The organism is Jiangella mangrovi (assembly GCF_014204975.1).
Taxonomy (GTDB): Bacteria; Actinomycetota; Actinomycetes; order Jiangellales; family Jiangellaceae; genus Jiangella; species Jiangella mangrovi.
The window spans coordinates 4,132,440-4,150,254 of sequence record NZ_JACHMM010000001.1 but is presented as its reverse complement, the minus strand read 5'-3'; the positions used below and the strand labels follow the sequence as shown (position 1 = coordinate 4,150,254).

The 17,815-nt window shown below is 72.1% G+C and carries 28 protein-coding genes; 20 read left to right on the top strand and 8 right to left on the bottom strand.

Annotated elements, in window-relative coordinates; genetic code table 11:
• Positions 1 to 86 precede the first annotated feature (86 nt).
• The 14 genes from HD601_RS19275 (at position 87) to HD601_RS19210 (ending at position 9,223) form a co-directional block, all read left to right on the top strand.
• Positions 87 to 1,829 (top strand): LVIVD repeat-containing protein, encoded by a 1,743-nt coding sequence (locus HD601_RS19275; RefSeq protein WP_221441114.1) that lies wholly within the window; start codon positions 87 to 89, stop codon positions 1,827 to 1,829.
• A gap of 86 nt (positions 1,830 to 1,915) precedes the next feature.
• The gene (locus HD601_RS19270) at positions 1,916 to 3,085 is read left to right on the top strand and encodes an epoxide hydrolase family protein (protein ID WP_184824561.1); all 1,170 of its coding nucleotides are present in this window, start codon (positions 1,916 to 1,918) and stop codon (positions 3,083 to 3,085) included.
• A gap of 62 nt (positions 3,086 to 3,147) precedes the next feature.
• Positions 3,148 to 3,639 carry an alpha/beta fold hydrolase gene (locus HD601_RS19265; protein ID WP_184824559.1) on the top strand — a complete coding sequence of 164 codons (492 nt, stop codon included), beginning with the start codon at positions 3,148 to 3,150 and terminating at the stop codon, positions 3,637 to 3,639.
• Positions 3,640 to 3,778: 139 nt separating this feature from the next.
• On the top strand, positions 3,779 to 4,006 hold the full coding sequence (locus HD601_RS19260) for a hypothetical protein (RefSeq protein WP_184824557.1): 228 nt from the start codon (positions 3,779 to 3,781) through the stop codon (positions 4,004 to 4,006).
• A gap of 97 nt (positions 4,007 to 4,103) precedes the next feature.
• Positions 4,104 to 4,739 (top strand): hypothetical protein, encoded by a 636-nt coding sequence (locus tag HD601_RS19255; RefSeq protein WP_184824555.1) that lies wholly within the window; start codon positions 4,104 to 4,106, stop codon positions 4,737 to 4,739.
• A 5-nt stretch (positions 4,740 to 4,744) separates the two neighbouring features.
• Complete coding sequence (locus tag HD601_RS19250; protein WP_184824553.1) at positions 4,745 to 5,947, top strand: SRPBCC family protein; 1,203 nt, start codon at positions 4,745 to 4,747, stop codon at positions 5,945 to 5,947.
• 36 nt (positions 5,948 to 5,983) lie between these two features.
• Positions 5,984 to 6,409: a gas vesicle protein GvpJ gene (gvpJ, locus tag HD601_RS19245; RefSeq protein WP_184824551.1), complete on the top strand. Its 426-nt coding sequence runs from the start codon at positions 5,984 to 5,986 to the stop codon at positions 6,407 to 6,409.
• Positions 6,406 to 7,209, top strand: a complete 804-nt coding sequence (locus HD601_RS19240; RefSeq protein WP_184824549.1) for a GvpL/GvpF family gas vesicle protein — start codon at positions 6,406 to 6,408, stop codon at positions 7,207 to 7,209. The genes gvpJ (HD601_RS19245) and HD601_RS19240 overlap by 4 nt, the downstream gene beginning before the upstream one ends.
• Entirely contained in the window at positions 7,197 to 7,415 is a 219-nt protein-coding gene (locus tag HD601_RS19235; protein WP_184824547.1) for a gas vesicle protein GvpG, read from the top strand. Before HD601_RS19240 ends, HD601_RS19235 begins: the two co-directional genes overlap by 13 nt.
• On the top strand, positions 7,412 to 7,669 hold the full coding sequence (locus HD601_RS19230) for a gas vesicle protein GvpO (RefSeq protein WP_184824545.1): 258 nt from the start codon (positions 7,412 to 7,414) through the stop codon (positions 7,667 to 7,669). Before HD601_RS19235 ends, HD601_RS19230 begins: the two co-directional genes overlap by 4 nt.
• A gap of 4 nt (positions 7,670 to 7,673) precedes the next feature.
• Positions 7,674 to 7,955: a gas vesicle protein GvpJ gene (gene gvpJ / locus HD601_RS19225; RefSeq protein ID WP_221441113.1), complete on the top strand. Its 282-nt coding sequence runs from the start codon at positions 7,674 to 7,676 to the stop codon at positions 7,953 to 7,955.
• Complete coding sequence (locus tag HD601_RS19220) at positions 7,948 to 8,733, top strand: GvpL/GvpF family gas vesicle protein (RefSeq protein WP_184824543.1); 786 nt, start codon at positions 7,948 to 7,950, stop codon at positions 8,731 to 8,733. Before gvpJ (HD601_RS19225) ends, HD601_RS19220 begins: the two co-directional genes overlap by 8 nt.
• Positions 8,730 to 8,933, top strand: a complete 204-nt coding sequence (locus tag HD601_RS35870) for a gas vesicle protein GvpJ (protein ID WP_184824540.1) — start codon at positions 8,730 to 8,732, stop codon at positions 8,931 to 8,933. Before HD601_RS19220 ends, HD601_RS35870 begins: the two co-directional genes overlap by 4 nt.
• Entirely contained in the window at positions 8,930 to 9,223 is a 294-nt protein-coding gene (locus HD601_RS19210; RefSeq protein WP_221441112.1) for a gas vesicle protein K, read from the top strand. The genes HD601_RS35870 and HD601_RS19210 overlap by 4 nt, the downstream gene beginning before the upstream one ends.
• A gap of 14 nt (positions 9,224 to 9,237) precedes the next feature.
• On the opposite strand, the gene HD601_RS19205 is transcribed toward HD601_RS19210, so the two are convergent.
• Entirely contained in the window at positions 9,238 to 9,840 is a 603-nt protein-coding gene (locus HD601_RS19205; protein WP_184824538.1) for a flavodoxin family protein, read from the bottom strand.
• A gap of 51 nt (positions 9,841 to 9,891) precedes the next feature.
• Here HD601_RS19205 and ku point away from each other — a divergent pair, with 51 nt between their 5' ends.
• Entirely contained in the window at positions 9,892 to 10,773 is an 882-nt protein-coding gene (gene ku / locus HD601_RS19200; RefSeq protein ID WP_184824536.1) for a non-homologous end joining protein Ku, read from the top strand.
• A gap of 35 nt (positions 10,774 to 10,808) precedes the next feature.
• Positions 10,809 to 11,459 (top strand): dihydrofolate reductase family protein, encoded by a 651-nt coding sequence (locus tag HD601_RS19195; protein WP_184824534.1) that lies wholly within the window; start codon positions 10,809 to 10,811, stop codon positions 11,457 to 11,459.
• Between the two features lie 15 nt (positions 11,460 to 11,474).
• On the opposite strand, the gene HD601_RS19190 is transcribed toward HD601_RS19195, so the two are convergent.
• Positions 11,475 to 11,741 (bottom strand): DUF6295 family protein, encoded by a 267-nt coding sequence (locus HD601_RS19190; protein WP_184824533.1) that lies wholly within the window; start codon positions 11,739 to 11,741, stop codon positions 11,475 to 11,477.
• 1 nt (position 11,742) lies between these two features.
• On the bottom strand, positions 11,743 to 12,486 hold the full coding sequence (locus HD601_RS19185) for a dienelactone hydrolase family protein (protein ID WP_184824531.1): 744 nt from the start codon (positions 12,484 to 12,486) through the stop codon (positions 11,743 to 11,745).
• A 17-nt stretch (positions 12,487 to 12,503) separates the two neighbouring features.
• Between HD601_RS19185 and HD601_RS19180 the strand changes: the two genes are divergently transcribed.
• A complete protein-coding gene (locus HD601_RS19180) occupies positions 12,504 to 13,277 on the top strand; it encodes a pentapeptide repeat-containing protein (RefSeq protein ID WP_184824529.1) in 774 nt (257 codons plus the stop codon).
• A gap of 87 nt (positions 13,278 to 13,364) precedes the next feature.
• Here HD601_RS19180 and HD601_RS19175 read toward each other — a convergent pair whose 3' ends face one another.
• From HD601_RS19175 to HD601_RS19160, 5 genes are all read right to left on the bottom strand, one after another.
• On the bottom strand, positions 13,365 to 13,994 hold the full coding sequence (locus tag HD601_RS19175; protein WP_184824527.1) for a DUF1707 SHOCT-like domain-containing protein: 630 nt from the start codon (positions 13,992 to 13,994) through the stop codon (positions 13,365 to 13,367).
• 179 nt (positions 13,995 to 14,173) lie between these two features.
• Positions 14,174 to 14,305, bottom strand: coding sequence for a hypothetical protein (locus HD601_RS34935; protein WP_281386325.1), 132 nt, complete (start codon positions 14,303 to 14,305; stop codon positions 14,174 to 14,176).
• Positions 14,302 to 15,483, bottom strand: a complete 1,182-nt coding sequence (locus HD601_RS19170) for a DUF6596 domain-containing protein (protein ID WP_184824525.1) — start codon at positions 15,481 to 15,483, stop codon at positions 14,302 to 14,304. Before HD601_RS19170 ends, HD601_RS34935 begins: the two co-directional genes overlap by 4 nt.
• A gap of 47 nt (positions 15,484 to 15,530) precedes the next feature.
• The gene (locus tag HD601_RS19165) at positions 15,531 to 15,887 is read right to left on the bottom strand and encodes a YciI family protein (RefSeq protein WP_184824522.1); all 357 of its coding nucleotides are present in this window, start codon (positions 15,885 to 15,887) and stop codon (positions 15,531 to 15,533) included.
• A 79-nt stretch (positions 15,888 to 15,966) separates the two neighbouring features.
• Complete coding sequence (locus HD601_RS19160; protein ID WP_184824520.1) at positions 15,967 to 16,524, bottom strand: helix-turn-helix domain-containing protein; 558 nt, start codon at positions 16,522 to 16,524, stop codon at positions 15,967 to 15,969.
• 70 nt (positions 16,525 to 16,594) lie between these two features.
• On the opposite strand from HD601_RS19160, the gene HD601_RS19155 reads away from it, so the two are divergent.
• The 3 genes from HD601_RS19155 to HD601_RS34930 are packed head-to-tail and all read left to right on the top strand — an operon-like array spanning position 16,595 to position 17,803.
• Positions 16,595 to 17,299: an AzlC family ABC transporter permease gene (locus tag HD601_RS19155; RefSeq protein ID WP_184824518.1), complete on the top strand. Its 705-nt coding sequence runs from the start codon at positions 16,595 to 16,597 to the stop codon at positions 17,297 to 17,299.
• 2 nt (positions 17,300 to 17,301) lie between these two features.
• Positions 17,302 to 17,622 carry an AzlD domain-containing protein gene (locus HD601_RS19150; RefSeq protein WP_184830052.1) on the top strand — a complete coding sequence of 107 codons (321 nt, stop codon included), beginning with the start codon at positions 17,302 to 17,304 and terminating at the stop codon, positions 17,620 to 17,622.
• Positions 17,623 to 17,668: 46 nt separating this feature from the next.
• Positions 17,669 to 17,803, top strand: a complete 135-nt coding sequence (locus HD601_RS34930; RefSeq protein WP_281386324.1) for a hypothetical protein — start codon at positions 17,669 to 17,671, stop codon at positions 17,801 to 17,803.
• Positions 17,804 to 17,815: the final 12 nt, after the last annotated feature.

The following is a 17,815-nucleotide window of genomic DNA, read 5'->3' as shown; positions in this document are numbered from 1 at the left end:
GAGGTGGAGAGCCCGTGGCAATGAAGCCAGCAGTTCCCACGCGCACACCGCGCATCAGACGCCGTGGCGTCACGGTCATCGGGGCCATGGTCCTGCTCGGCGGCCTTCTCCCCGCGGCGGCTTCCGCGCAGGACGAGGACCCTCGAGTCGGCCTCGAGCCGGGGTACTTCCCCTGGTCAGAAGCCAGCAGCAACATCGAACTGCTCGACAACGACCCGCGGGTGGCGCCGTTCGACGCACCGCCGGGCAACTTCGGGTTCGTCAACTCAGACCTGGCGTTCACCGGCGACAACGCGATCGTCGGCGGCTTCAACGGCTTCCAGATCTACGACATCTCCGATCCGGCCGACCCGGTCCTGCGCAGCTCGTTCGTCTGCCCGGGCGGCCAGGGTGACCCCTCGGTGTTCGGCAACCTGCTCTTCTTCTCGGTCGAGGAGACGCGTGGGCGCATCGACTGCGGCACGCAGGGCGCACCCGGCACGGTGAACCCGGAGCGGTTCCGCGGCGTGCGCATCTTCGACATCAGCGACCTCGACAACCCGGTCCAGCTGCCTGGCGTGCAGACCTGCCGCGGCTCGCACACCCACACGCTGGTCACCGACCCGGACGACCCGGACAACATCTACGTCTACAACTCGGGCACCGCAGGGGTGCGCCCGTCGGCCGAGCTGGCGGGGTGCGAGAACGCGGCGCTCACTCAGGCCCCGGTGACCACCGGTAACCCGACGCAGTGGCGCATCGACGTCATCAAGGTCCCGCTCGACGCTCCCGAGGACGCCGAGATCGTCAGCCAGCCGCGGATCTTCACCGATCCCGGCACGGGTGCCTTCAACGGCCTGCAGAACACCCTTCAAGGCGCGCTGCACCCGTCCGGCACGGCCTACTCGCCGCTGCCCAACACCAACACCTGCCATGACGTCACCGCGTTCCCGGAGATCGGCCTGCTCGCCGGCGCCTGCCAGGGCAACGGCATCCTGCTGGACATCTCCGACCCGGTGAACCCGGTGCGCCTGGACGCGGTCGCCGACCCGAACTTCTCCTACTGGCACTCGGCCCAGTTCAGCAACGACGGCACCAAGGTCATGTTCACCGACGAGTGGGGTGGCGGCACCACCGCCCGCTGCCGGGTGACCGACCGGCCGGAGTGGGGTGCCGACGCACTGTTCGACATCGTCGACGGGCAGATGGAGTTCGCGAGCTACTACAAGATGCCGGCGGTGCAGACGTCGCAGGAGAACTGCGTGGCGCACAACTCGTCGGTCATCCCCGTGCCCAACCGCGACATCTACGTCCAGGCCTGGTACCAGGGCGGCCTCTCGGTCGTCGACTTCACCGACACCGCGAACCCGGTCGAGATCGCGTACTTCGACCGTGGCCCGATCAACTCCCCGAACCCCACTGGGCTCAACCTCGGCGGCTTGTGGTCGGCCTACTGGTACAACGGCTTCGTCTACGGCACCGAGATCGCCCGTGGCTTCGACACGTACGGGCTGACGCCGAACGAGCACCTGACCGCGAACGAGATCGAGGCGGCCTCCGAGGTGCAGCTGGACCAGTTCAACTCCCAGTTGATGTCCGAGCTGGTCGCGGCGCCGAGCTTCGCGGTGGTGCGGGCCAACATCGACCAGGTCGTCCGGGCCGCTGACATCGACGCCAACACCGCCCTCAGGGTCCGAAAGGCTGTCGAGCAGGCCGAGAAGCAGGCCGACAAGGGGAACACCAGGGCGGCTGTGGCTCAGCTGAACCACGCACTCAGGGAAGTCGACGACTCTGCCGGCCAGGCCGCGCTCGAGCAGGCGCTGCTGGAGCTGATCGACTCGCTCGACTGAGTCACCGGGCCTGCCGGCAGAGGCGGCGCGCCAGGCATCACGCCTGGCGCGCCGCACTGTCGGACCCGGCTCGTAGGGTGGGTCGCATGCCGGAGGATCTCGCGAAGCCCGAGCCGTTCGACCCGCGCGCGACCGATGCGGAGCTCGACGATCTGCGGCGACGCCTGCGGGCGACCCGCTGGCCCGACGCGCCGGAGGATGCGGGCTGGTCGCTGGGCACCGACGTCGGCTACCTGCGCGAGCTGGTCGAGTACTGGGCCGACGGGTTCGACTGGCGGGCGCAGGAGGAGGCTCTCGCGCGGCTGCCGCGGTTCCGCGTCACCGTCGGCGGCCTGCGCATCCACCTCGTGCACGCGCGCGCCGCGGCACCGGCTCCGCAGCCGGCGATCCCGCTGATCCTCACGCACGGCTGGCCCGACTCCTTCTGGCGCTACACGAAGGTCATCGAGCTGCTCACCGACCCCGGCGCCCACGGCGCCGACCCGGCCGACGCGTTCGACGTGGTGGTGCCGGACCTCCCCGGGTACGGGTACTCCGACCCGCCGGCGGGCGCGCCGCTCGACTCCATCGCCGCCGCCGGGCTGTGGGCCGAGCTGATGACCACCCTCGGGTACGAGCGGTTCGCGGCGGCCGGCGGCGACCTCGGCAGCCACGTCAGCCGCTACCTCGCGCTCGACCACTCCGGCCGCGTCATCGCCGTACACCGCATGGACGCGGGCCTGCCAGTGCTCTCCGGCGACCACTCGGAGCTGACGCCGGAGGAACAGGAGTGGATCCGCACGGTCGGGGTCTGGGGTGCGACGGAGGGCGCCTACGCGGCCATCCATCGCACGAAGCCGCAGACCGCCGCCGCGGGGCTGACCGACTCGCCGGCCGGGCTGGCCGCCTGGATCGTCGAGAAGCTGCGGGCCTGGAGCGACTGCGGCGGCGACGTCGAGCGGGCCTTCACCAAGGACGAGATCCTCACCAACGTCACGCTCTACTGGCTCACCGGCACCATCGGCTCGGCCATGCGCATGTACGCCGCGAACGCCGCCATCCCGCCGGCGCAACTGGCCCGGCGCGTCGAGGTGCCGTCGGGCTTCTCGATCTTCCAGGGCGACGTCGTCCGGCCGCCGCGGGCCTGGCTCGAGCGCTCGACCAACCTCGTGCGGGCGACGGAACCGCCGCGAGGCGGGCACTTCGCGCCGTTCGAGCAGCCCGAGCTCTACGCCGAGGAACTGCGCGCGTTCTTCCGCCCGTTCCGCACCGGCTGAGCGCCGCGTCGTTTGTCCCGGCAGCCGTGGGGAACGGGACCAGCAGCGACCCGCGGAGGTGAATGACCCGTGCCCGTGGCTCTGGCGCCGAGGACGGGCTGCGCGCGGAGGTGCTCGGCGAGGTGCCGGAGCGCGTGCGCGAGAGGATCTCACCGGAGCTCTGGCGGCTGGCCTGGGCCCGCATGCGCGAGCCGGACAACCGGGCGATCATGGTCGAGCTGATGGGACGCATCCGCGAGAGCGTGGCGTCCTTCCCGGAGTTCCAGGCCTACCTGCGCGAACACCGTCCGCCGGCGCTGATCGTGTGGGGTCCGCACGACGGTTATCTGCCGGCCGAGGCGGGTGCCGCCTACCTCGACGACCTGCCCGACGCCGAGCTGCACCTGATCAACGACGCCGGCCACTGGCTCATCGAGACCCACCTCCATCGTGCGCAACTCGCGCCTCCGCGCGCCGGTGCCATGGGGCACGTGAATCGATGTGAGATCGGTGCGCGGAGCGGGTGGCATCACTGTCGTCAGAGCGACAGCGATGCCACACCGTCGCGGCGGTGACGGCACACCGTTGCGCATGCTGACGTCCGGTCCGAAGACTTCATGAGAAGCGCCCGGAACGTCCGGAACGCACCGTTTGGGGTCGAGCGCAGGTGGTAACCGATCAGAGTCGAGTTCCCGACCCGGCTCTGGAGGATCCATGGCGAAGCAGCAGCCCACCGAGGTCGTACGCAAACTGCTCCTCGATTCGCTGATGCGCAAGGTGGAGGCGGACCTCTACCCGTCGTCGACGATGCTCGACCAGATCGAGGCACTGCTCACCGAGGAGGAGTTCGCCGACTATGCGGCGATCCTCCTCGCGCACATCGACGACGACTTCTATCCGAGCATCCCGATGATCCAGCGGGTGCTGAGGCTGGCCGCCTGAGGGCGTCCGGCACGCGGTGATCGTTTGCCGCAGACCTCGTGGGGTACGCCGCAGCAATACCCCCAAACAGTACGAATCCCCACAAAGGGAGTGAGTGATGAACACGGCCACCCGGGTCGCCGCAGCGGCGGCCAGCGGCTACATCCTGGGCCGCAGGAAGAGATTGAAGCTGGCCATCGCCGTCGGCAGCATGCTGGCCGGCAAGCGGCTGGCCACCGATCCGAAGGGCATGCTGCGGCAGGCCAACGAGCTCATCGAGAGCCGCCCGGAGCTGGCGAAGCTCTCCGACCAGGTACGCACGACGTTGTTCATGGCGGCGCGCGGCGCGGCGGTGGGCGTCGTGAGCAACCGCATCAACGCGGTCAGCGACTCCATCCGCGACCGCTCCGACCTGCTGACCGGCGCGGTGACCGACAAGGTCCCGATCGGGCGGGGGAGCGACGAGGCCGACGAGCGCGAGAGCGACGAGAACGAGCCTGACGAGCGCGACACCGACGAGCGCGAAGCCGACGAGCGCGAGCCCGAGGACACGAAGGACGAGCGGCCCCGCCCGCGCAAGCGCCCGGCGAAGAAGGCCGCGTCGTCGCGCAGCGACGCGCCCGCGCGCAAGCGGACCGCTGCCAAGAAGACCACCGCTACCAAGAAGACCGCCGCCGCCAAGAAGACGGCGAAGAAGTCGGCGACGAAGAAGAGCGCGTCGTCCGGCCGGACGCGCTCCGGGTCGAGGGGGTGACCTGAATGGCACGCACTGACATCGAAGGCCGTCCGGACCAGGGTCTGCGTGGCCTGGTCGACGAACTGCCGCTGGACCGGCTCAAGGACGAGGCCAAGAACGGCCTCACCTCGCTCGGCGAGTGGGCGGTCAAGTCCGCCGGGGACAAGATCAGCCAGGCGACCGACAAGCTCGACGACGTCGCCGCCGGCGGCTCCGTCGGCGGCGCCGCGCTCGCGGGTGCCGCGAAGAACGGTGTGCCGGGCGCGGTCAAGGGCGCCCTCACCGGCGTCAAGGACAAGGTCGTCGGCGCGGTCACTGGCGGTGGCAAGGGCGGTGGCGGCAAGGGCGACAAGGCGACCAAGGCGATGAACATCATCGAGGAGATCGACATCGGTGCGCCGGTCAGCGTCGTCTACAACCAGTGGACGCAGTTCCAGGACTTCTCGAAATTCATGAAGAAGGTCGAGAACGTCGAGCAGAAGGAAGACGAGAAACTCGACTTCAAGGCGCAGGTCTTCTGGTCGCACCGCACGTGGTCGGCGACGATCATCGACCAGGTCGCCGACGAGCAGATCGTCTGGCGCTCGTCCGGTCAGAAGGGCCACGTCGACGGCGCGGTGACGTTCCACGAACTCGCACCGCGACTGACCAGGGTCGTCGTCGTGCTCGAGTACTACCCCAAGGGGTTGTTCGAGCGCACCGGCAACCTCTGGCGGGCCCAGGGCCGCCGTGCGCGGCTCGAGCTCAAGCACTTCCGCCGGCACGTGATGATGAACCTCCTCCAGGACCCGGACCAGGTCGAGGGCTGGCGCGGCGAGATCCACGACAGCCAGGTCGAGGAGACCGACGAGGAGGCGCGCGAGCGCGAGGCCGCCGAGGCCGATGACGAGGGCCGGGACGAGGACTACGCCGCCGAGGGCGACGAGTACGAGGACGAGCCGGCCGAGGAGGGCGAGGAGGACCTCGCCGAGGACGAGTACGAGGACGAGCCCGCCGAGGACGGCGAGGAGGACTACGTCGAGGAGGACGAGCCCGCCGACGACGAGACCGACGCCGAGGCCGACGAGTACGAGGACGAGCCGGCCGAGGAGGGCGAGGAGGACCTCGCCGAGGACGAAGAGGCCGCCGACGAGGAGCCCGTCGAGGACGAGGAGCCCGTCGAGGACGAGGCCGCCGACGAGGAGCCCAAGCCCCGCCGGCGTCGTGCCCGGGCCCGCGCCCGATGAGGGGCCCGGCGATCAACGAGACCGAGAGGTGAGCACATGACTGTGGTGAACCAGCGACGCTCCGGCGGCGGCGGCCAGCTCCAGCGCCCGTCGCCCAGCGGGCTCGCCGATGTCATCGACATCATCCTGGACAAGGGCCTGGTGATCGACGCGTACGTGCGCGTCTCGCTGGTCGGCATCGAGTTGCTGACCATCGACGCCCGCATCGTCGTCGCCAGTGTCGACACGTATCTGCGCTTCGCGGAGGCGACCAACCGGCTCGACCTGTACGAGCACGGCGGCAAGGACCTCACGGAGCTCATGGGCAACGGCGTCCACCAGGCTGCCAAGGGCAAGACCCAAGGCGCCATCGAGGGCATCAAGGATGCCTTCACTGGCGGGGACGACGACGAGGACGAGGAACGGCGCCGTCCGGCGAAGAAGACGACCTCTCGCCGGCGGCAGAGGAGCGAGAGCGAATGACGCTCACGGAACCGGGGGCGACCATGGACGAGCCGACGACGGGCTCGGCCGGGCTGACGGCACAGTACGTGTACGCGATCGTGCCGTCCGGCACGGCCGTGCCCGACGATCTCACCGGCATCGACGACGGCGGCATCGAGGTGATCGCGCACGACCACGTCGCCGCCGTCGTCGGCAAGGTGGTCACGGACCGCCCGTTCGGCCGGCGCGACGACCTGCTCGCGCACAGCCGAGTCACCGACGCGCTGGCCAGGCACTGCGCCGTGATCCCCGTGCGGTTCGGCGCCGTCATGGCCGACACGGGCGACGTCGTCACGGGACTGCTCGCGCCGAACGCGGACTTCTTCGCCTCGGTGCTCGACGAGCTGCGGGGTCACCGTCAGTTCGTCGTCCGGGCACGCTACGACGAGGAGGCCGTCCTGGCCGAGATCGTGCAGGAGCATCCCGAGATCGCCCGGCTGCGCGACGACACCCGTGACCGGTCGGTCGAGTCGAGCTGGAACGAGCGGATCCGGCTTGGCGAGCTGGTGTCCCGCGCGCTCGAGGTGAAGCGCGACGTCGACAGCGCGACCCTGCTCGACCTGCTCACGCCACACGCCGCGGGCTGGAACATCCGGGCCGCCGGCGAGGCGGACCACCTGGTCGACGTCGCGTTCCTGGTGGCCGACGAGCGGCTCGAGCAGTTCGAGAAGGCCGCCGAGGAGGCGGCCCAAGGCCTGGCCGGGCGCGGCCGGGTCCGGCTGGTCGGCCCGACGGCGCCGTACGACTTCGTGCCGGGCGACGACACATGGGCCTCCTGACCGGCCTGGTCACGTTGCCGCTGGCGCCGGTGCGCGGCGTGGTCGCGGTGGCCCGGCTCATCGCCGACGAGGCGGAGCGGCAGTACCGCGACCCCGCCGCCATCCAGCGCGCCCTGGAGCAGGTCGACCGCGACCGCGCCGCGGGCCTGCTGTCGGAGGAGGAAGCCGTAGCCATGGAGGACGAGCTGATCGGACGGCTGTTGTGAAGGCGACGGAGGCGGCCGCGCGTGCGGTCGAGCAACTGGCGATGCTGAGCGGGCGGGTCGCGGAGGCGGTCACCGGCCTGGAGAAGGACGACGACGGCTGGCGGGTCCGGGTCGAGGTGCTCGAGCTGGAACGCATCCCGCACTCCACCGACGTGCTGGCCGAGTACGCCGTCGACCTCGACGGGGAGGGCGACCTGACCAGCTACAAGCGGGTGCGCAGGTACACCCGCGGCTCGTCCAAGGAGGAGGACTGACCCCATGACGGAGGCCAGAGAGCGCGCGCCGCTCACCCGGCCCTACGGCTCGTCGCTGGCGGCGCCGCCGCAGCCGGCGAACCTCGCCGACATCCTGGAGCGGGTGCTGGACAAGGGGATCGTCATCGCCGGCGACATCCGGGTCAACCTGCTCGACATCGAGCTGCTGACGATCAAGATCCGGCTGCTGGTGGCGTCGGTCGACAAGGCGCAGGAGATGGGCATCGACTGGTGGCGCCGCGACCCGATGCTCTCGGGGAGCGCGAAGGACGATGCCGATGAGTGAGTCCGGCTGCTACCTGTACGCCATCGCGGCTCCGGTCGACGACGGCGTCCTCGACGGTCTGCGCGGCGTGGCGGGGGAGCCAGTGCGCGCCGTCCGCCACCGCGACCTCGTCGCGGTGGTCGGCACCGTCGACGTCGGCGCGTTCGGCGAGGAGGCGCTGGCCCGCAACCTCAACGACCTCGGCTGGCTGGAGCACGCGGCGCGGGCCCATCACGCCGTCGTCGACGGAGTCGCGCGTGCGGTCCCGGCGGCGCCGCTGCGGCTGGCCACGATCTGCGCCGACGACGACGGTGTCCGCGAGCGGCTGGAGCGGTGGCACGACGGCTTCCGGCGCGCGCTGGACGAAGTGACCGGCCGGGCCGAGTGGAGCGTCAAGGTGTTCGCGCCGCGGCTGCCCACGTCGTCGCCCGACCCCGTGGCGGAGCCGGTGCCGGCGGCCGGGACGCCCGGCTCCGGCGCGGCCTACCTGATCCGGCGCAAGGCCGCCTCGACCGCCCGCGACGACGCCCTGGCCCGCGCGACGGCGGCCGCCGACGAGGTGCACGCCGAACTGGCCGCTCACGCCGTCGACGCCCGCCGGCTCACGGTGCAGGACCAGCGCCTGACCGGCGGCGAGACACCGATGAGCCTCAACGGCGCCTACCTGGTGCCGATCGACGACTCCGACCGGTTCGAGGCAGCGGTCGAGGTGCTGCGAGAGCGGTACGCGGACTGCCACATCGTGGTGGCCGGGCCGTGGCCGGCGTACTCGTTCGTCGCGATGGAGGAGGGCGCGTGACGGCCGCGTCGACGGCGGCGCCGGCCCGGCCCGAGGGATGGCCGACCGCGCAGATCGCGCTGGTCGACCTGCTCGACCGGCTGCTCGGCGCCGGCGTCGTCCTGTCCGGCGACATCGTCATCTCCCTCGCCGGGGTGGACCTGGTGGAGGTGCGCCTGCACGCGCTGATCCGCTCGATCCGGGCGGAGGAGACGCGGTGACCGCGCCGGTGCACGCGCTGCCGCGGCGCATCGACACCGACGCGGACTCCGTCGAGCGCGACCTGTTCAAGCTCGTCCTCACCATCGTCGAGCTGGTCCGCCAGCTCATGGAGCGCCAGGCGCTGCGCCGGGTCGACGAGGGCGACCTCAGCGACGAGCAGGTCGAGGCGCTGGGACAGGCGCTGATGCGGCTGGACCAGGCGATGACGGACCTGCGCGGCCGGTACGGCCTGACCGTCCAGGACCTCAACCTCGACCTGGGCCCCCTCGGCCCGCTGCTGGGGGAGTGAGCGGCCCGACGGCGTCAGCTCGGCTTCGGGAGCGGCGACGCGGCCAGCGCCCGGGCCGCCGCGACCAGGTTGGCGGCCATGGTCCGGCCGGTGGAGTGCGCCCACTCGTGGCCCTTCGTCTCGTCCAGGTAGTCCGGACCCGGGCCGGGGCCCAGGTGCCAGTAGGTCCACGACTGCCCCGGGATGGTGAACCCGAAGTCGACCAGGCCGCCGCAGATCTCGGAGATGACGTGGTGCGCGCCGTCCTCGTTGCCGGTGACGACGACGCCGGCGACCTTGTCGAACGCGACCGGCCGGCCGTCGTCGCCGGTCTCGGACATCAGCGCGTCCAGGCGCTCGAGCGCCCGCTGTGCCAGCGACGACGGGCGGCCCACCCAGGTCGGGCTGGCGACGACGAGGATCTCGGCGGCCAGGATCGCGTCGTGCACCATCGGCCAGTCGTCGCCGTCGCCCAGGTCGGTCTCGACGCCCGGCGGGACGTTCAGGTCGGCCAGCCGGTACGAGGTGACGTCGACGCCGTCGTCGCGCAGGAAGCCGGCGACGACGTCGGCCAGCGCGCCGGTGTTGGAGGGCTGCGGGGACGGCTTGAGGGTGCAGTTCAGCAGGACGGCTCTCATGGTGGGCCGGTTACCCGCGTGCTCGCCGCCCATGCGGGTACGGAACGGAGCATGGCACGGTCGATCTGGAGCGGATTCCTCAGTTTCGGGCTGGTGTCGATCCCGGTGCGGCTGTACTCGGCCACACAGGAGCACGAGGTCGACTTCCACCAGTTCGAGCGCGGCACGTCGGACCGGATCCGCTACAAGCGGGTCAACGAGCGCACCGGCGACGAGGTCGAGTACGACGACATCGTCAAGGGCCACGAGGTCAGCGGCGGCGAGTACGTCATCGTCGAGAAGGACGAGCTCGAGGAGATCGCGCCGGGCCGGTCCCGGGCGCTGGAGATCGAGCAGTTCGTCGAGCTCGCCGAGATCGACCCGATCCACTTCCAGAAGAGCTACTACCTGGGGCCGGGCGACGACGACAACGCCTCCTCGTACGGGCTGCTGCGCACGGCGCTGCAGAAGACCGACCGCGCCGCCGTCGCCAAGTTCGTCATGCGCGGCAAGGAGTACCTCGCCTGCGTGCGCGCCTCGGGCCAGGTGCTCGTCCTCGAGACGATGTACTTCGCCGACGAGATCCGCGACGCGGGCAAGGAGCTCGGCGACCTGCCGAAGGCGGCGTCCAAGGGCAAGCAGCTGGACATGGCCGTCGACCTCATCGAGGCGATGACCGAGGCGTGGAAGCCCGAGCGGTACCACGACACCTACACCGAGCGGGTCGAGGACCTCGTCGACGCCAAGCGCAAGGGCGAGGACGTCGTCACCGAGTCCGCGCCGGCCGCCACCGGTGTCACCGACCTGCTCACCGCGCTCCAGGACAGTGTCGCCGCGGCGAAGAAGTCCCGGTCGGGGACGAAGAAGAAGGCGCCCGCGAAGAAGGCGAGCGCCGCCAAGAAGAAGTCGCCGGCAAGGAAGAAGACTCCCGCGAAGAAGAAGTCGGCGGCATGATGTAGAAGTTCCGTCCCCGACTCCGACCTACGGACATGACGACCACACAGAAGCTCCGCGTCCACATGTTCTCCGTGTCCGTCGACGGCTACGGCGCCGGACCCGAGCAGAGCCTCGAGAACCCGCTCGGCATCGGCGGCGAGAGCCTGCACGACTGGGCCGTCGTGACCCCGACGTTCAACGCCGCCGATCCCACCGCGGCCGCGTCCGTCGGCGTCGACGACGACTACGTCCAGCGCAACTGGCGCAACATCGGCGCCACGATCATGGGCCGCAACATGTTCGGCCCGGTCCGCGGCGACTGGCCGGACGAGACCTGGACCGGCTGGTGGGGCCCGAACCCGCCGTACCACCACCCCGTCTTCGTGCTGACCCACCACGCGCGCCGGCCGGTCGAGATGGCGGGCGGCACGACCTTCCACTTCGTCACCGACGGCATCGAGGCGGCCCGGGAGCAGGCCCTCGCGGCCGCCGACGGCAAGGACGCCCTCGTGGCCGGTGGCGCGGCCACCATCCGCCAGTACCTGAACGCCGGGCTGATCGACGAGATGGAGATCGCGATCTCGCCGGTGCTGCTCGGCGGCGGCGAGCGGCTGTTCGACGACGGCGCCGGCTTCCGCGGGTACACGTGCACGGGCTTCACCGCCGGCGAGAAGGCCGTGCACGCGCGGTTCGAGCGGGCCTGAGCCCGACGGCGTCGGCTACCGGGTCAGCTCCGGCGGCGCGGAGGCGAGGGCGGCCTCGATGGCGGCCACCAGCTCACGCGCCGCTGACGCCGTCAGCTCGACGGCCACCCGCTGGCCCGGCCCGCGGGACGGGTCAGCGAGGTCGATGTTGAGCGTGTGCTCGGCCATGGCGTGCACCGGATGGTCGAAGTAGACGGTAGCGTCGCTGACGTGGAACCAGGCGCCGCCGGGGCCCTTGGCGCTGCCGTCGACGGCGGTGCGCACGGTCGCGTAGGTGCACATGTCAGGCCCCCAGGTGGGTCTCGAAGAACGCGCCGATGCGCTCCCAGCCGTCGTTGGCGGCCGCGACGGTGTAGGACGGCCGCTCGGTGGCGAAGAAGGCGTGGGCGGCGCCGTCGTAGCGGTGGATCTCGTAGCTCTTGCCGTGCTGCTTCAGGATGTCCTCGAGCTCGTCGACGTGGGCGGGCGAGGGGTAGCGGTCCTCGTTGCCGAACAGGCCGAGCAGCGGGGCGCGCAGGCCCGGCAGCTGGTCGACGAGGTTCGGCACCTGCAGCGGGTGTCCCTCGGGCGGCGTGCCGGTGACGAAGGCGCCGTAGCAGTCGACGGCGGCGTCGAGGTCGGTGTGGCAGGCGGCCAGGACGGACTGCCGGCCGCCGGAGCAGTAGCCGATGGAGCCAACCCTGCCGTTCGACGTCGGCAGCGCCCGCAGGTACGCGGCCGCGCCGGCGACGTCGCCGACCAGCCGCTCGTCGGGGACGCCGCCGTTGGCCCGGGCGGCCGCGGCGGCGTCGTCGGAGGCCGCGCCGGGCGCCTCGCGCCAGTAGAGGTTCGGGCAGAGCGCGTCGTAGCCCATGACGGCGAAGCGCCTGGTGATCTCCTTGGTGCCGCGGTCCCAGCCGGGCAGGTGGTGGATGACGACCACCCCGCCGCGCCGCCGGTCGCCGTCGGGCCGGGCCAGGTAGCCCTCGATGTCGTCGCCGTTCGCACCCGGGAAGTGGACGGTCCGCGCGGTCAGGTCATCGGTCACGCTCGTATGCTACGAGCGTGGTCGAACTGCGAGCCGACTGCGCTCGCTGCGCGGGACTGTGTTGCGTCATCCCGGCGCTGACGCGCTCGGCCGACTTCGCCATCGACAAGCCGGCGGGGGAGCCGTGCCCCAACCTGCGCGACGACTTCCGCTGCGGCATCCATGCCTCGTTGCGGGTGCGCGGCTTCCCCGGCTGCACGGTGTACGACTGCTTCGGCGCGGGTCAGCAGGTCGTCCAGGTGACGTTCGGCGGGGCGGCGGCCGCGCGGGACGAGCTGTCCGCCGCGTTCGGGGTGCTGCGCCCGCTGCACGAGCTGCTCTGGCACGTCGACGCGGCGCGCGGGTTCCCGGCCGCCGCTTCCCTGCGGCCCGCACTGGACACGCTGTTCGCCCGGGTGTCCGAGGTGACGACGGCGTCCGCTGCGGTTCTGGCGGGGGTCTCCGTTGCGGAGCTGCGGGCGGCGGCGGGCCCGCTGCTGCGCGAGGCGTCCCGGCTGGCCCGCGCGGGGACGCCCGGCCGTGACCTGCGCGGCGCCGACCTCATCGGGAAGAAGCCGCGCGGCGACCTGCGGGGCGCGGACCTGGGCAGCGCCTACCTGATCGGGGCCGACCTGCGCGGGGCGGACCTCGACCGGGCCGACGTCATCGGGGCGGACTTCCGCGGGGCGGACGTGCGCGGTGCCCACCTGGCGACGGCGCTGTTCCTGACCCAGCCGCAGGTGAACGCGGCCAACGGCGACGCCGCGACCCGGTTGCCGGCCGGCCTGGACCGCCCGCCGCACTGGGGCTAGGGAGCGGCCCGCCTCTCCATGATCATCCAAGTTCCGGGGCGTGATGGCGCCCTATTTCTTGGATGATCCCGGAGCGAAGGGCGACCCTCAGCGCGCCTTCGACTCCTCGACCCGGATGCGCCCGCCCATCATCGATCCCGTCACCGTGACGACGTGCGTCACCGCCGAGCCCGGCACCGCGTGCCGCGAGGCACGGTCGCGGACCCGGCCGCCAGTGGTCACCAACTCGCTCAGGTCGACGGCGACCCCGGGCGGCACCGTCAGCCGCACACGCCCGCCGGTGGTCGTCAGCCGGAGCGTGCTCTGCCCGCCCTCGGGCAGCCGCGCGAGCGTGTAGTCCAGCCGCACCGAGCCGCCGAACATGGTGAGCTCGGCGGTGCGCGGCACCTGCCAGGCGCCCTCGCGGCGGAACCGCTGGCCGACGACGCTCCACTGTTGCGTCTCGCCGTCTGGGACCGCCGGCGCTGTTGCTGCCGGGCCGGCCGGCACGGGGGCGGCCGGCGCCGCGACCGGCAGGCCCTCGGCGAGCGGCTCGAGGTCGGCGAAGGTGCGTGCGGTGAGGGCGCGCTCGACCCGCTCCTCGAGCTCGTCGGTGTCGAGCCGGCCGTCGGCCGCCGCGTCGCGCAGGATCTCGACCATGCGGTCGCGGTCCGCGTGCGAGACACGCATCAGACCCGGATCGGGCTCGCTCCGGCCGCCCGCCTCGTCGGTGCTCATGGCCGTACCCTACGACCCGGCGCGGCCCCGGGCTGGGGAGTGTCTGACGGATACCGACTCCGCGACGACTCACGATCATGCCCGACCGCCGGACCGACACCTTGGAACGCCATCGGTGTGAGATCCCTGCATGATCGATGTGGCGACACTGTCGCTCCGACGACAGTTCCGTCACACTCTCAGCGCAGTGATCGCGCACCGTTGCGATGCCGCCGCCGCGTGAACGGGGCACGCGCCCAGCCGTCGACGCTGCCGCAACCCGCCATCGCGACCAGGCCGAAGCCGGCCAACGCGGCGGCTCGGCGGGTCATGACGGCGGCGTACGGCTGAGCCGGTCCTGGAGGAACTCCTGCTCGGCGGCGTTGTCGCTCAGTGCCAGCGCGGCCCGGTAGGCCTGCGCGGCCTCGGCGTGCCGGCCGAGCCGCAAGAGCAGGTCGGCCTTCGTGGCGGGGAGGTAGCGGTAGCCGGCCAGCCGTCCGTCGTCCTCGAGCGCCGTCACGACGGCGAGCGCCGGACCGGGTCCGTCGACCATCGAGACGGCGACCGCGCGGTTCAGCGCGACCACCGGCGAGGGCCAGCGGCGCAGCAGCTCGTCGTAGAGCGTGAGGATCTGCGGCCAGTCGGTCTCGGCGTAGCTGGGCGCCTGGGCGTGCAGCGCGGCGATCGCGGCCTGCAGCGCGAACCGCCCGGGCGGGCCGGACCGCAGCGCGCCGACGACCAGCCGGTCCGCCTCGGCGATGAGCGTCCGGTCCCACCGCGAACGGTCCTGCTCCTCCAGCCGCAGCAGCCGGCCGTCGGCGTCGGTGCGGGTCGCCCGGCGGGCCTGGTGGACCAGCAGCAGCGCCAGCAGTCCGGCCGTCTCGGGCTCCGACGGCAGCAGCGGGCGGAGCATGCGGGCGAGGTCGAGGGCGCGGCCGGTGAGCTCGTCGCGGACCAGGTTCTCGCCTGAGTGAGCCGTGTGCCCCGTCGCGTACAGCAGGTGGATCACCGTCAGGACGGCGTCGATGCGCACGGGCAGGTCGCTCGCCGACGGGACCGAGTACGGGATGCGGGCCGAGGCGATCTTCTTCTTCGCCCGGGTGATGCGGGCGGCCAAGGTGGGCTCGGCGACGAGGAAGGCGTGCGCGATGTCCGGGGTGCTGACGCCGCAGACCAGCCGCAGCGTCAGCGCGACCTGCGCCTCCTGGGCCAGCGCGGGGTGGCAGCAGGTGAAGATCAGGCGGAGCCGGTCGTCGGGGATGGGCCCCTCGGAGCCGCTGCTGCCGCCGTCGTCGGCGTCCATGAGCAGCAGCGGGAGCTTGGCCTGCAGGGTGCGTTGCCGGCGGATGACGTTGAGCGCCGTCCGCCGGGCCACCGTCGTCAGCCACGCGCCGGGCTTGGCCGGCACGCCGTCGCGCTGCCAGCGGGTGAGCGCCTGGACGTAGGCGTCCTGCACCGCCTCCTCGGCGGCGTCGAGGTCGCGCGTGACCCGCACCGTCGCGGCGAGCACGAAGGCCCACTCGCGACGGTGCGCGTCGGCGACCGCCTGCTCGACCGTCAGGACGTGAGCCCGGAGAAGTCGAGCCCGAGCAGCGGCCGGACCTCGACACCGCCGCTGACGATCGGCGTCATGCGGGCCAGCTCGATGGCGTGGTCGAGGTCGCGCGCCTCGATGACGAAGACGCCGGCCAGCGCCTCCTTGGTCTCGATGAACGGCCCGTCGGTGACGAGGTCGCCGCGGATCGTCGTGGCGGTAGCGCTGGGCTCCAGTGCGATGCCGCCGAGCTCCTTGCCGCCCTTCTCGGTGATGCGGCCGGGCAGCGCCTCGTGCGCCGCCAGGACCTCCGGCGGCAGCTCGGCGGCCTGGCCGCCCTCGGCCTCGCGCTCGTAGATGAGGATCGCGTACTGAGCCATGGGAACTCCTTCGTGTCGGTGCGTACACATCCTCGTCACGCGGCGGGCCGGCGAATCGACAACTCGCGAGAAGAAATTCTCAGACGTGTTCGGAGACGAGGACGGCGACGGTGTCCGGCTCGAGCGCGCGGAACACGTGCGGCAGGTCGCCGGGGTACGCCACGTAGTCGCCTGGCGCCAGCTCGACGGGGTCGTTGGTGAGCCCGACCAGGGCCCGGCCGGCGCTGAGCACGACGTGCTCGACGACGCCGGGCATGTGCGGGTCCGACGAGCGCGGCTCACCCGGCTGGGCGGTGATGAGGTAGATGTCGCGGCGGGCGTTCGGCGGGCTGGCCGACAGCACGGTGGCGACGTAGTCGGCCCGCTCCGAGGCCACGCCCGGCCCCTCGCCCTTGCGGATGACCTGCACCTTCGGCCGGGCCGGCTCGAAGAGCTGGGCGAACGGCACGTCGAGGGCGATGCTCAGCGCCCACAGCGTCTCGACGCTGGGGTTGCCGGCGCCGGCCTCGAGCTGCGAGAGCGTCGACTTCGCGATGCCGGCGCGGCGGGCGACCTCGGCGAGCGACAGCCCGGTGCGCCGCCGCTCGCGCTGCAGGGACGCGGCGATGACGGCGAGCGGCGCTTTGGGCTGGCTCATGGCGGTGTTCGCTCCATCGGTCGGTCGTTCGTCTTGACGAACGGTGCATGCGTCGTTCAGTGTAGTGGTCATGCGTTCGATCTACCGAACACTACGCGCCGACCGGGCGCTGGCGCGCGACATCGCCCTCGTGTGTGTCGCCGACGCGGTGGTCGGCCTGTCCTTCGGCGCCATCGCCGTCAGCGAAGGGCTGCCGGTATGGGCGCCCATGCTGCTGTCGGTCGTGGTGTTCGCCGGGGCGGCGCAGTTCATGTTCGTCGGCCTGGTCGCGTCGGGCGGCAACCCGGTGGCGGCCGTCCTGGCCGGACTGCTCGTCAACGTCCGGCACGTCGTGTTCGGCTTCACCGTCGGCGACGTCGTCGGCCGCGGCTGGCAACGGGTCGTCGGCAGCCACGTCATGGTCGACGAGACCGTGGCGTTCGCGCTGGCCCAGTCCGACGCTGCGCGCCGGCGGGCGGCCTACTGGGGCTGCGGCATCGCGCTCTTCACCTGCTGGAACGTCGGCGTGGTGGCGGGGGCGTCCATGGGGACGGCGGTCAGCGACCCCGCGGTCCTCGGACTGGACGCCGCGTTCCCGGCCGTGCTGCTCGCGCTGGTGCTGCCGGCCCTGCGCGACCGGACGACGGCGCTCGCCTGCGGTGTGGGGGTGGTCATCGCGCTCGCGACGGCGCCGTTCCTGCAGGCCGGGCTGCCGGTGCTGCTCGCCCTGGCCGGCGCCGTGGTCGCCCTGGCCCGCCCGGCCCGCCCCGCGTCACAGGAGGAGGTGCCGGCATGACGATGTCCGCGACGGCGCTCGTGGTGGCCGTGGTCGTCCTGGGGGTGGGGACGTTCGCGTTCCGCTACGCCGGGCCGCTGCTGCGCGACCGGGTGACGCTGTCGCCGCGGGTCGAGCAGCTGCTCGCGGTGTCGGCGATCGTCCTGCTCGCCGCACTGGTCGCGACGGCCGCCGTCATGGACGGCCAGGAGTTCGCCGGCGTCGCCAAGCCGGCCGGCGTGGCCGTGGGGGCCGTGCTCGCCTGGCGTCGGGCCCCGTTCGTCCTGGTCGTCGTGGCGGCCGCCGCGACCGCCGCGCTCCTCCGCCTCGCCGGCATCCCCTGATCGCGAGTCGCACTCTGGGAGCATGGAGGGCAGGAGGTGGTGAGGCATGACCGAGAACGCGACCGAGCATCAGCCGCAGACCCTCGTCGATGCGCTGATCGACGCCGTCGCCGCCATGGGCGGAGTGGAGCTCGAGCTGCCGGCGCGCACCGAGCCGCAGCGGCCGGTGAGCTTCGAGTGATCGCCGTGGTCG